Source organism: Paenibacillus donghaensis (assembly GCF_002192415.1).
Lineage (GTDB): Bacteria > Bacillota > Bacilli > Paenibacillales > Paenibacillaceae > Paenibacillus_AQ > Paenibacillus_AQ donghaensis.
In genome coordinates, this window is the sequence record NZ_CP021780.1 from 1,374,201 (window position 1) to 1,387,810 (window position 13,610).

The window sequence follows — 13,610 nt, forward strand, 5'->3', positions numbered from 1 at the left end:
AAGTCTAACCTAGGGGTTGGTGAGCAACATGGACTGTAGTTCAGACAATCCGGCAGATTGTTCAATAGCCTGTGCCACAAGTCTGGCGATTTCTCGGGCACCCTCGCCGGAGAAATGGGTATTATCTTCAACACCGGCCGGATAGTTGGGATGAGCGCCTTCAGGCAAATGCATGAATATAGCTTTGGAGCCTTCAACACCCAGATCCTGACACAGCAATTGAGAGGCTGCGAAGATATCCAGCAGCGGTGTCTGCGTAGCTGCAGCAACCTCCCTCATGGCCGCCGGATAAGCTCCTACGGCATTGGGGTCGAGGGTTCCATCTTCCAGATAGCGGCGGCGGCTGACAGAGGTTAGCAGCACAGGAGTTCCACCAAGCCGGCGTGCTGATGTTATGAACTCATGCAAGTTGTCGCGGTATTCTGTATCAGGATCGGTGTAGCGGGAGGGGTCTTCCTTCTTCTCGTCGTTGTGTCCAAATTGAAGGAACAGATAATCTCCGTGCTTGAATTCTTTGAGAATGGCCGCCATACGGCCTTCGGCAACAAAGGATCTGGTGCTTCGTCCGTTGATTGCACAATTGTTCACTTCAAGAGAAGTTCCGAAGTAACCTTGCAGGAATTCTCCCCAGCCCGTCATTGGTTTCTCGGTGGCCCCTTTAATGGCTGCTGTAGAATCACCGGCGATAAAAAGTGTAGGTTTCATTGAGTACCCTTCCTTGACATAATGGCGAATCCGCTATAAATGCACACGTTAACAATTATGTCTGTTATTATTACTTAATTTTTGTTTATTTCCTGCTTGGACACAGCTGATTCAATTAATATCAGATAACAAATGTGTAGCATAATATTCATTTTTAATTAAAAATATAGATATAAAATGGTTGAATTTGCAACGGATTCATATGAGTTCAACATTATTGTTAACGTTATCATTTTAGTTCCTTGCCTATTCAAAGTCAAGAATTATGTGCAATACACTCATGAATAAGGTTGATAGCTTCGACTGTCTCTTCATTGACATGTATTATCTGCTATCATACACCAACTGGCATATACTCTGTGTTGATTATGGGAGTTGTGACTGCAATTAGTCTGTTTGATATCCCCTTGAAGCTGCAGCCTAGAGCATTGCGCTTCCGGATCGATCTGTTTGCTGAGAATCGCCCCAGGTTGCCCCGTGCTTCTGTGCACCCGGATGGTCCTCATCCTAATTGGATCGCTCCACCTTAACCAGGTAACTCTCCCACCCGAACTTAATGTAACCAACTCCCTAGCGGATCGTATAGCCGCTATTTCCTCATTTCTGCGATATTTTTATGTCTTGCGGACCGCATAGCCGTTATTTAGTCAAAACAGGCTCTAAACGGAGGTGATTCACTTGAATAAGGGCATCTGAGTCCGTTAAACGGGCAAAACACGCTTTTTACAGTAAATAGGGGCTGCTGAGTCCGCAAGACAGGAGCCAAAGTGAAAATTGGTTACTGGACTAGCCTGCTGCTGGAAAGATCACACAGGCTTGAGAGCACTCAGATCATCATCGGCCAATCCCAGCGTTCCTGGCTTGCGCAAATGGCTACGCGGTGATGTGACTTAAAAGGAAAAATTTATAAACAATGATATTAATTTAAAAAAATAGGACCAAATGCCCACTAAAAAATTCTCTTGAAGTGTTAGTATCTACTCGAGATGAAGCCTTATTTTCTCAAAGAAATGAATTCCATTGATTAGTGCATTCGGTGCGGGTTGTTTTTCCTATGTCTACAGGGTGGGGAGAGACACCGCGGATTGAAAATTTATAAAGCGCTTACAATACAGTGTATAGAGGAGAGCTAAATCATGTGGAATAAGATCATTATCATTGATGATGACGTTGATACTCGCAACCTGGTGGTTGAATACTTGTCCAAGCATGGATTAGAAGCCGTTAGTTACTCTTACAGCAGCCAAACGTCCGTTGCCTTCATTCATGCCTATGATCCTGATCTTATTATTCTTGATGTGTCCATAACCAATGTAACCGGCCTGAGGATATGTACGGAGCTGCGCAAATATAGTGATAAACCTGTACTTTTCACAAGTCAACACATGGAGGATGGCCTAAGGATTGAGGCTTTAAACTGCGGAGGGGATGAGTATGTATCCAAACCGTTCAGCTATGATGTGTTGCTTGCCCGGATCAAAGCGCATATTCGCCGATATAAAAGAGCTTTCCCCGTCAATCAGCGTCATTTGTTACTCTACCCAGGCCTGCAAATCGATCCTTCCACCCACTCTGTTACGGCCTATGGCAAGGGAGTTTCCTTATCTTCCAAGGAGTTTCAGATCCTGGTTACCCTGGCCAAGAATCCGAATCGCGTGTTCCACACGGAAACCTTATATGATCTTATTTGGAGGGACATTAAGGAAGGGGATCTACGGACCGTTATGGTACATATCTACAACTTGCGGCAAAAAATCGAGAAAAAACCAAGTAAACCCGTCTATATCCATACCGTCAGAGGCGTCGGCTATAAATTTAACGGTTCGGTATCCCTGGCAGAGGAATCAATTGACTATCACCTGTAATAATCAATACTTATTTTTTTTCGAAATAACCGATTACTTTAACTAAACTTTAAAATCAGTTGATAAGATTGATTTGTAATGCAAACGATTGCATCTCTTATGCTCATTAAAGGTATAGGAAGCATGTAACTAGATGTACACTACTTCGTTACAGGAGGATAAGCTAATGGTCAAAAAGAGTTGCAAAGGGTTCTTAAGCTTAGTATTGCTCTTCTCTATGCTGTGGAGTATTGCAGCATCGCCTGCAGTCCAAGCAGAATCGGCTGCAGTAGCGCCCGCCGCCACAACAGAAACTAATGACGCACAGCAACAGCAGGAAGGCAGCATCTTCAGTTGGGATAATGCAAACGTTTACTTCGTAATGACTGACCGCTTCAATAACGGCAACACCAGCAATGACGGGGCATACGGAAGACCGAAAACAGATGCATGGGGTTCAGACGTGGGTACTTTCCACGGCGGGGATATTAAGGGCTTGACTAAGAAGATTGAAGAGGGTTATTTCACGGAACTGGGTACGAACGCAATCTGGATCACTGCACCTTGGGAACAAATGCACGGCTGGGTAGGCGGGAAAGACGGTGATTTCGCTCACTATGGCTACCACGGATATTATGGGCTTGATTTCACTGAGATGGACAAAAGCATGGGAACCATTGAAGAGATGCGTGAGTTCGTTGATCTCGCTCACTCCAAAGGTATCCGTGTAGTACTTGATGTAGTTATGAACCATGTGGCTTATCCGACTCTTGTAGACATGGAAGAGTACGGATACGGTGACCATGGCGGACTATCCGGCAGCTGGATTCCGAATAAAAGCCTGGGCCAGAATTGGCATACACACAATAACATTATGAACACTGCTAATACTAGTGCCTGGGCAACTTGGTGGGGGAACAGTTGGATCCGCGCGAATAACATTGCAGGCTACGACCAATGTGGCGGCAGTGATACCACGCTTTGCGTAGGTTACTTGCCGGATATCAAGACAGAAGCCACAAGTGGCACAACTTTGCCGCCCATTCTGAAAACGAAGTTTAGTAAAGAGACTAGCGGTTACGATAACTGGATTGTACCTGCTGCGAAGCAATACCGCAAAGACTTGAACGTCGCTCCAGCAGCCTACATGAATAAGTGGCTGTCCTCATGGGTTGAAGAATTCGGAATTGACGGTTTTCGTATCGACACTGCGAAGCATGTAACCGTGGACAAATGGAAGGATCTCAAAACAAGTGCAAACAGTGCTCTTGCGAAATGGAGACAGAACAACCCGACGAAGCCTGGAGCAAGTTGGAAGGATAGCTTCTGGATGACAGGCGAAGTATGGGGTAAGGGTCTTGGCAGAGACAGTAATTATTTCAATAATGGATTCGATTCCTTGATTAACTTTACGTTCCAAGGGGCGAATATGAATGATCTGGAAAGTACATTCTCACGTTATGCGGCTGAGTTTAACAATGAACTTCCTAACTACAACATGATCAGCTATATCTCTTCACACGATAAGGGATTATACAACCGTGCTAACCTAATTCAAGCAGGCACAGCACTACTGCTTCTTCCAGGTGCCGTGCAGACCTTTTATGGTGATGAGACTGCAAGGCCGTTCGGAGCGACGGGTTCTGATCCAGATCAAGGCGCACGTTCGCAGATGAACTGGTCCGGCATCAACCCATCCGTTCTGTCACATTGGCAGAAGCTTGGGAAGTTCAGAAACAATCATATTGCTATAGGTGCAGGAATCCATAAGAAAATGGCAGACAGCCCGTATACATTCTCCCGTACTTATGATCAAGGCGATATTCTGGATAAAGTTGTCGTTGCTACTGGAGCTTCGGGTACTGTAGACGTCAACGTATCTGGCGTATTTCCTGATGGGACTACTGTGCGTGATGCCTATACGCAGAACGAAGTGGTGGTAAGCAGCGGCAAGGCAAGATTCACGGCTGGAACTAACGGCGTTATTCTGATTGAGAACGTTGGAGTTAACAAGAGATTTCCGATTCTTACTGCTTCTCCTGCAGGTGGTAAATTTAAAACCGAAACAACGATCGTTACACTATCGGTCAACAATGCTGAGAGTGGCAAGTACACACTGGATGGCAGCGATCCAATTAACGGAGTGGCATTTACCAATGGAACAACGATCACAATTGGCGCAGATATGGCTATTAATGATTCAAAAACGTTGAAAATGTATGCGGCGAATGAGAACGGTGAAGGAACGGGGTCCTACACCTTTACGAAGGGTGATCCTAATGCCAAGCTGCAAATTTACTTGAAGAAGCCTAGCGGCTGGGGAACTCCGAGTTTATATTTCTATGATACAGCGCCGAAGGACAACGACCCGACATGGGCTACAGCTCCAGCAATGGAGAGCGCAGGCGGCGAGTGGTACGTATACAGCTTCGACAAGGCTGAACAAGCGACAATTATCTTCAAAGACAACACTGGTAAGCAGGTGCCAGCACAGAACCAGGCTGGTTTCACCAGAGCAACAACAGGCTGGTACGACGGAACTGCATGGCATGATACGGATCCGCGTGTCGTAACTAAACCAACGGCTCCATCGAATCTAATAGCATCTGCGACAACGGATAGGACGGTATCCTTGACCTGGACTGCGTCGACGGACAGTGCTGGAATCGCTGGATACGACGTATATCGCAACAATATTAAGGTAGGCTCGTCTACAGCAGCAACTTACTTGGATACTGGCTTAACTGGAGAAACTACGTATACCTACAAAGTGATTGCCAGAAGCCAATCGGGTGGAACATCTGATCCAAGTAACGAATTGAGCGTAAAGACGCAACCACTGGGTACTGACAACAGCGTTACTGTTTACTACAAAAAAGGCTTCACGACTCCTTATATCCACTACCGTACTGAGGGCGGCACTTGGTCAGCTGTTCCAGGTGTGAAGATGGCAGAGTCTGACATTCCCGGATACGCTGTATACACGATTGACCTGGGAACCGGAACAGCAACACGGGTCGAAGCCGCATTCAACAATGGCAGCGGACAATGGGATAACAACAATCAGAAGAATTACTTCTTCAACAAAGGCGATAATACGTATAGCGCCGGTACGGTAACTGCCGGTAAACCGGGAGTTCCGTTACCAGGAAACAAGGTGACTGTGTACTACAAAGAGGGCTGGACCAACGTAAATATTCATTATCGTGCTGAGGGCGGCACCTGGACATCTACTCCAGGAGTGAGAATGGAAAATGATTCGTTAAACTCAGGTTATAAAAAAATGATTATTGATATTGGGACAGCTAACCGCCTGGAAGCTTGCTTCAACAATGGCAGCAATGTTTGGGATAGTAATGGTCAGAAGAACTACTTCTTCAATGTAGGCGACAATATTTACATTCCTGGCAATAATGGTTCTGCAGGACAAGTGAAAATCGGGGAAAAGCCGGCAGGGAACGATACGGTTTCTCCCTCAGTCCCAGCTAACCTTGCTGGCAATCTCAGTACGGGCACTCCTAAGACAGTTACCCTGACTTGGGGCGCTTCTACTGACAATATTGGCGTCGTAAGCTATGAAATTAGTCGGAAGGCCGGCACAAGCACGGAGACATTTACAATGAATGCTACAACATTCATCGACAGCACGGTAATTGAGGGCACGGCTTACAAGTATCAAGTTCGCGCCCGTGATGCCGCAGGCAATTTCTCTGGGCTTAGCAATGAAGTAACGGTTGAAGTGCCGGGTACTCTCGATACAATCGCACCTTCCCAGCCAACGAATGTAATAGGGACGGCAACTTCTTCCTCTGTTGCTCTTCAATGGACAGCTTCAACGGATAATATTGGTGTAGCAGGCTATGATATCTATCGCAATGATGCTAAAGTAGGCACTTCTACCACAACTAGCTTCACGGACACCGGTTTGACTGAAAAAACATCGTATAATTATACGGTTAAAGCTTTCGATGCTGTTAACAATTACTCGGCAGTTAGCGATGAAATAAGAGTTGAAACATTAATGGGAACGATCATCGTACCAGGTGGAAACAAACCCTATTCCACTAACCCGACGTTGGGCAAGCGGGTGTCTGCTCCAATACCGATCGATGGAGTTAATAACGGTGAATGGACAGATGAAATGTTGATTGCCATCGATATGGCTGGTGATGATCCGCGTACGCTAGGCAGCAACTGGGCACTCCATGAGTCGCCGATGGATCTTAGCCATCTGTGGGCTGCATGGGACAGTGAGTACATCTATCTGGCTTGGCAGTATGTAGATGTAACAGATATTGTAGACCCTGCTAATGCTGGTTCTGCAGGAGGGACACCAATCCGCTCCATGGATATGCCGCAAACGATCGGAATCGAGACGATTTCCGGCGCTGGTGCAACACATGATATGTGGAAGAAGAACGGAAACCAAGCGGTTTGGGGTGGGTTGGATCTTCCTGATTACCAATTTAACATCGCCTCGAATATGTTCCACTCCGGGTACATCTCCAGAGCTGTTAACGGTTTATTCCCTGTTGACGACAACGGTGTGAACTATAAGACAGGTGCAGCTGCGGGTATTACTGTGAAATTTGCTAAAGGTAAAGGTTATTCAACCCTATGGGGTGTGAAGGATGCCGATGATGTGAACGATCCGGGCAAACTGGTGGATTTTATCACATTGGGTCACGATCCAAATCGCGATACTTTCTATGAAGCAAAAATTCCACTGAGCGCCATCGGAAATCCTGATATTGAGAATGCAGGTATCGGTGTAATGCTCCACCAAGGTGAGTTCTCGTCGGTCGATACCCTTCCTAATGATCCAGCGACTTCCAACACTCCGGGAGTATCCGATTCCAACTCTCCTAAAGAGTGGGGCGATATCGACTTACTGACTGTTCCTTTCGCTCGTATCGGTAGATAATTGCAGCATTAACAGACGATTATAGACTCCCCTCACATGAGGTCGGATTTATTGCCAAAGTTTAACTGGACGCTTGAATTGCGGAGTGAATAACTAAAGAAACGGCAGAGATGCCGTTTCTTTAGTTCATTCAGGTAACCTAAATCCACCCATCCTACAGGGGATGAAAAAAAAGCTGGGAATAAGAACATATGTTTGCTAAAATAAACAGAGGAGGTGTTGAATCTGATTATTAGCGCAAGCAGAAGAACGGATATTCCGGCTTTTTTTGGTGAATGGTTTATGACCAGAATCCGGGAGGGCTATTTCTATAGAATGAACCCGTTTAATCGCAACCAGGTTACAGAGGTGAGTCTGAAGCCTGAGGATGTGGATGCGATTGTGTTCTGGACTAAGAATCCCAAGCCTTTTGTGAAGTATCTGGATGAGTTGGATCGACGGGGTTATCGTTATTATTTTCAATATACTCTGAATGATTATCCTTCAGTATTTGAGCCGAATGTTCCGAAATTGTCTTCCAGAATAGACAGCTTCAAGCAGCTTAGTGAACGGTTAGGTCCGCAACGGGTGATCTGGCGTTATGATCCAATTATGGTCAGCTCCATTACTCCGATTGAATACCATCTTGATAAGATACAAGCTATCTCGAATGAACTTAAAGGTTATTCCTCGCGTTTGATCATTAGTTTTTTGGACTTTTACGGCAAGGTTAGGAACAGATTGAAAGCGCTGGAATCGGAACATCAACTATCGTTTACGGACATAGCTGATCCTGAATATGCTGCAGAGTTAGATCAATTATTAGTGGGAATAAGGAATATATCTATCCATAATCAGCTCGAGGTATTATCCTGTGCCGAGAAGCTAAACCTTGAGCAATATAATATAGGGCATGGGGCTTGTATAGATTCGAGACTGTTATTTGAGTTATTTAACTTGGAGACAATCCAGGGTAAGGATAAGAATCAACGTGCAGAATGTCTGTGTGCAGGCTCGGCAGATATGGGAGTGTATAATACCTGTAGGTATAATTGCACTTATTGCTATGCGGTTCAAAGTGAAAAAGCGGTAAGCAATGCCTTGGAGCATCATTTTATAGACAGTCCTTCCTTGATAGATAGATATAATCATCACAATTAATTACTGCGAATCATGCAGAATGATCTTTACAGAAAGCGAGAGTGAGCAATACAAACATAAGGAGGATGGCAGATTGGGAGGAATTCTACAGAGTCAAATGGATGGCCTGATGGCAGCCATTCCTGGCGGAGCCATAGAGTTGAGGGACGACCGGACAGAGGCGCAATGGAAGGTTAATCTTAAACCGTTTCTGCTTGCCCGTTACCCGGTCACCAAGGAGCTATATGCTGCGGTTACAGGGGGAACTCCAAGTACATCTAACGCTGATCGTAAGCCGGTAGTGAGTGTTTCTTGGCAGGATGCGGTGCTTTTCTGTAATAGGCTGTCTGGGCACTTAGGCCTGAACGAATACTATACGATAAGTGATAATGGAGCGAGTGTCCTCTGTAATGTGGAATCCGACGGCTATCGGCTGCCTTCAGAAGCGGAATGGCAGTACGCATGTAAGGCGGGAACTACAGGGTATCGATACGGCGAGCTTGATCAGATTGCCTGGTATGATGAGAATTCGGCTGGCACTGCCCATGAGGTAGGTCACAAGCAACCTAACGCATGGGGGCTGCATGATATGTTGGGCAATGTTTGGGAATGGTGCTGGGACCTATACGATCCGAAGGTATATGGCTCCTACCGCGTGTTCCGTGGTGGCAGCTGGGCGGAAGAAGCCAGAGGGTGTGGAGCTACGTGCCGCCGCCGCAGCCACCCGACGTTTCGTATTGATGACCTTGGTTTTCGTCTGGCCCGAACTGTAGCTCAGTGATTCAGCTTCGCAGTAGCTTAGGCCAGATTTACATGCTCAGCTGCACCTTGCAGTCAGTACCGTTAAGGGGCATAACCGGATGATTTTTGACAAATTACGTGGAACAAGGGCATAAGAAGGGGAATGTAGTAATCAGAATCGAACATCCTGCTTCTTAGTCGTTTAGGGTCTGCTGATTCCGAGCTTGAACAGGCTGTTTGTATAAAAAATTCCAAGAGAATATGCATTGAATTGTTTATCGTCCATACGCTATGATTGTCCATGATATCAGTGATAATGATTATCAACGATAACGGACATAGGGGTGGAGAGACAGATGGCAAGATGGGGTCGATGGTCGGTTGGAGCAGCCTTGCTGCTGACGATGGTATTAGGGCTTGCAGCATGTGGTGGAAATAGCGGGAGTTCTGCGGAAACGGCAGGAGCTGGCAACACGGGAAAAGGCCAGACTAATGCAGCACCTGAGAGCACAGCGGGAAATACTCAGGGAGAGAATGCCACCCGTACCGTTGTAGATGAATTCGGAGAGGTTGTTGTTCCGGCCCATCCACAGCGCGTGGCAGCGATATATTTGGAGGATTATCTTACTGCGCTGGGGGTTACGCCTGTTGTGCAATGGTATCATCCAAACTGGGGAAAGCAGGATTACTTGAAGCTTACTGCGCCACAGTTCGATATCACGGGCAGTCTGGAGCAATTGCTGGACATTAATCCCGATCTGATTATTGTGGATGGGGCAGTGGATGCCGCCCAATATGAACTGTATAGCAAAATTGCCCCTACCTACCGGTTAAAAGAGGAAATTCTGCAGGATTCTACGGCAATACTGCGGGCGGTGGCAGACGTCATGAATATGCCGGAGCAAGCAGAAGCTGTGCTGGCCGAATATGAGCAAAAAGTAGCTGAAGGCAAAGCGAAACTGGAGCAGGCGGTTGGCAAAGAAAAGGTAGCCGTGCTGCGGCTGAATGTAGCGGATAAAAGTATCGCCTTGTTTGGTGTCAAAAACAGGCTTACCGGGTTGATCTACAGCCAGTTTGGGCTTGAGCCTGTTCCAATGGCAGCCGAGATGAGCGAGTTCCAGGTGCTGCTGTCCGAGGAAGTGGTGCCTGATCTGGAAGCAGAGCATATCATTGTTTTTCCAGCCAATGGCACCTGGGAGGACCCTGAGAATCAACAAGCCTTGAAGCAGCTGGAGGGACCGCTGTGGAAGAATATCCCGGCGATTCAGAACGGAAAAGTATACAAGATAGAACGTTCCCACTGGCAATCCGGTGCTATTACCGCGAACTCCATGAAGCTGGATGACCTGCTTAAATCTATGGTCAAATAAGCCGGCAAGCAAGCGAGAGTATGTATAATGAAGTGAGCTGGTCAACGTTATGTTGATCGGCTTTCTTTTTTGTTTTACACTAGAGATAGTGAAAATGATTCTCAGTTAGGAGGGATATCTACATGTCAGCTGAACCTTGGGTGAATGAGCGTCAAACGATATTCTATTCCTTGCTGGATATAGAGAAGGTTAATCGTTCTTCAGAGAGTAAATATGGACAAACCGTGTTCCGGGAGCACACTTTAATCATCCTTACAGAAGGATCGGGCCATATGGCATGGAACGGTACTCCTATCCCTCTGCAGCAAGGAACAGGCATGATCTTGGAACCGGGAAGCGTCGGAAGGATCGAGTGCACACAAGGTGAAATGAGCTTCACCCAATTAAAGTTCAGACCTCTGACCAGCACCGGTGAGACTCTAAACGGAGTGGCACAGGCTCCAGTGAACGGATTAACCCGCTGCGGGCCGGTGAGTTGTGAGCCGTTCTCCCAATGTCTGCTGCTGCTGAACGCGCTGGATCAGTATCATCACTCTGAGCAAGAAATCGAACGGTTCGTCAGTCATATCCGGTTTCAGGAGCTGCTGCTGCTGATTCTTCGGGCCCAACTGGAGCAGTCTGCGGCAAAAGACACCAAAAGCGCTGTGCGGCGTTCCATTGAATATATGAAAGAGAACTACCAGCAGTCACTGACTGTCGACCAGTTGGCTGAGCTGGCCGGGACCAGTCGTTCCCGCTACACCACCCTGTTCAAGGAGATTACCGGACAGCTGCCGCTGGACTATTTGAACTGGATCCGAATTGACCGGGCCCAACAGCTGCTGCTGCTGACGGGAGACCGTCTGAATACGATCGCACAGGCTGTCGGATACAGCAATGAGTATTACTTCAACCGGCGGTTCAAGGGGACCATTGGCATGACTCCGGGACAATATCGCCATTCCCATCAGGAGAAGCGGATCTTTGCTCCATTTCTGGAAGATTTCCTGCTGGCGCTGGGCATCAAGCCGGTGGTGCAGTATTGTCATGCCCATTGGGGCAGGCAGGAGTATCTGCAGCTTCAGGAGATTCCCGAGTTCGATATTTCCTCCGGGAATTGGGAAGTCCTGTCCGGCCACCGCCCGGAACTGATTCTGCTGGACCAGGGGCATGAGCGTTGGAGTCTGGAGGAATGCCGGCGGGTGGCTCCGCTGTTTCGGCTGCCGTATGGCTGCGAGGACTGGCGTTCCACACTTCGCACGGTGGCCGCAGTTTCAGGGCGGCTGGACAGCGTAAGCGAGGTTATCATGGACTACGAGCAGCATGCCCGGCAGGCACAGCTTAAGCTGCGACGATCTGTGCGTTCCCAGACGGTGGCCGTGCTGCGGATTTCCGCTTGTGGAGCCGTGCTGTATGGATGCGGAGAGCTGGGGTACATAGGTAATGTGCTGTACAGGGACTTGGGCTTGCTGCCTCATCCTCTGGTTCAGCAGTGGACCCGGGGCGAGCGGAGGGTAAGTCTTACTGGAGAGATGTTGTCCCGTCTGGAGGCGGATCACCTGTTCATCACCTTCGATAAGCAGGAAGGCGAGGGCCGCAGTCTGCTGGACAGCAAGCTCTGGCGCAGTCTGCCCGCTGTTCGCAGCGGCTGTGTTTATGAAGTGGATTTTATGGCCTGGATGAATTATGGCGTGTTGTCCCATCGCCGGAAGATTGATGATGTGCTGCAGGTATTGGCTTGAGGTTTAAGCCCTTTCGATTCTTACGGCCTGTGAAGGCGGCTGGAACCACAGGAGAAGTGGGTTTGGGTCGTAACTGTATTTCGTACAGCTATATCCGCCGATAGGGTGATGAAATCAGGAATAGCTGCATTTCGTGCAGTTAAAATTGTCCAGTTAGCGCTGTAGCAGCGTTTTGACAGAAAATAACTGCACAGAATACATCTAAACTCATTTCTGGGCAGAATTCGCCCGAAATAGCTGTACGAAATACAGTTAGCCAGGAGTTACTCACTCTAGCAGCCACTCCACAAGACAGCACGCATTCGACCAATTTGGCAAAACAAAACAGGCCGCACTCCTGAAGAGGAGGCGGCCTGTTTGTATTTTCAGTTATTTATCCACACACTTCAATCTGCTATTCCAGCCCCAGTATTCTGTAGAGCAGCACAGCTGCTTCGGCGCGGGTGGAATAGGCTGTCGGGTTCAGCTGCTGCCGGGTATCTCCCTGCAGGTAGCCCGCTGCAGCCGGCGCAGCAATATCCTCGGCGGCATAAAGGGCAATATGGTTCTGGTCGCTGAAGGAGGCTGCCGGTACAGAAGCTACAGCAGAAACTGCACCAGAGGCTGCCGGTACAGAAGCTGCAGCAGAAACTGCACCAGAGGCTGCCGGTGCAAAAGCTGCACCAGAAAACGCACGAGAGGCTGCCGGTACAGAAGCAGTAGCAGAAACTGCACGAGAGGCTGCCGGTACAGAAGCTACAGCAGAAACTGCACCAGAGGTTTCAGGCATGGAATTCCAGAGACCTGCTGCCCGCAGCGCTCTGGCTGTTATCACGAACATCTCCTGTCTGGAGATGGACTGCTTCGGCTGAAAGCGGCCGTCTGCTTGGCCGTTCACGATCCCCAGCTTGTTCGCGGTCATTAGTTCCCCGTAGAAGTAATCGTCCTGCGCCACATTAAGGAAGCTGTTCTCCCCTGCACCGGACAGACCCAATGCGCGAACCAGCAGTAGGGCGTAATCTGCGTGCGTAATCTTCTGATCCGGCATGAATTGCTTTGCGGACACGCCGGTTATGACTCCTCTCGAAGCCAGGACTTCAACCGCGTGCTTCGCCCAGTACGCATCCGGCAGATCCGCGAACGTCTTGTGGTTGAAGACCGCCGCATATACCCGGGTTACGTTCGAAATTTAAATTTTGAATAATCA

8 protein-coding genes are annotated in these 13,610 nt (G+C 48.0%); 6 read left to right on the forward strand and 2 right to left on the reverse strand.

The genetic code is table 11. The annotated features are described in order from the left end of the window. Positions 1-9 precede the first annotated feature (9 nt). Positions 10-705, reverse strand: coding sequence for a rhamnogalacturonan acetylesterase (locus B9T62_RS05765; protein WP_087914393.1), 696 nt, complete (start codon positions 703-705; stop codon positions 10-12). A 1,136-nt stretch (positions 706-1,841) separates the two neighbouring features. Between B9T62_RS05765 and B9T62_RS05770 the strand changes: the two genes are divergently transcribed. The 6 genes from B9T62_RS05770 (at position 1,842) to B9T62_RS05795 (ending at position 12,424) form a co-directional block, all read left to right on the forward strand. Then, positions 1,842-2,570, forward strand: a complete 729-nt coding sequence (locus B9T62_RS05770; RefSeq protein WP_087914394.1) for a response regulator transcription factor — start codon at positions 1,842-1,844, stop codon at positions 2,568-2,570. Between the two features lie 205 nt (positions 2,571-2,775). Then, a complete protein-coding gene (locus tag B9T62_RS40175; RefSeq protein WP_211296416.1) occupies positions 2,776-7,473 on the forward strand; it encodes a carbohydrate binding domain-containing protein in 4,698 nt (1,565 codons plus the stop codon). Positions 7,474-7,692: 219 nt separating this feature from the next. Next, entirely contained in the window at positions 7,693-8,613 is a 921-nt protein-coding gene (locus B9T62_RS05780) for a DUF1848 domain-containing protein (RefSeq protein WP_245864356.1), read from the forward strand. Positions 8,614-8,710: 97 nt separating this feature from the next. After that, positions 8,711-9,373, forward strand: coding sequence for a formylglycine-generating enzyme family protein (locus tag B9T62_RS05785; protein WP_425436678.1), 663 nt, complete (start codon positions 8,711-8,713; stop codon positions 9,371-9,373). Positions 9,374-9,689: 316 nt separating this feature from the next. Beyond that, positions 9,690-10,703, forward strand: a complete 1,014-nt coding sequence (locus B9T62_RS05790) for an ABC transporter substrate-binding protein (protein WP_087914397.1) — start codon at positions 9,690-9,692, stop codon at positions 10,701-10,703. Between the two features lie 122 nt (positions 10,704-10,825). Then, entirely contained in the window at positions 10,826-12,424 is a 1,599-nt protein-coding gene (locus tag B9T62_RS05795; protein WP_087914398.1) for an AraC family transcriptional regulator, read from the forward strand. A gap of 394 nt (positions 12,425-12,818) precedes the next feature. Here the strand turns inward: B9T62_RS05795 and B9T62_RS05800 are convergent, their stop codons facing one another. Next, complete coding sequence (locus B9T62_RS05800) at positions 12,819-13,592, reverse strand: S-layer homology domain-containing protein (RefSeq protein WP_342746186.1); 774 nt, start codon at positions 13,590-13,592, stop codon at positions 12,819-12,821. Between the last annotated feature and the right edge of the window lie 18 nt (positions 13,593-13,610).

Excerpts from the sequence above, each read along its gene's own strand:
- B9T62_RS05790 (WP_087914397.1), top strand. The coding sequence starts at position 9,690 with ATGGCAAGATGGGGTCGATGGTCGGTTGGAGCAGCCTTGCTGCTGACG.
- B9T62_RS05795 (WP_087914398.1), top strand. The coding sequence starts at position 10,826 with ATGTCAGCTGAACCTTGGGTGAATGAGCGTCAAACGATATTCTATTCC.
- B9T62_RS05765 (WP_087914393.1), bottom strand. The coding sequence starts at position 705 with ATGAAACCTACACTTTTTATCGCCGGTGATTCTACAGCAGCCATTAAA.
- B9T62_RS05770 (WP_087914394.1), top strand. The coding sequence starts at position 1,842 with ATGTGGAATAAGATCATTATCATTGATGATGACGTTGATACTCGCAAC.
- B9T62_RS05785 (WP_425436678.1), top strand. The coding sequence starts at position 8,711 with ATGGATGGCCTGATGGCAGCCATTCCTGGCGGAGCCATAGAGTTGAGG.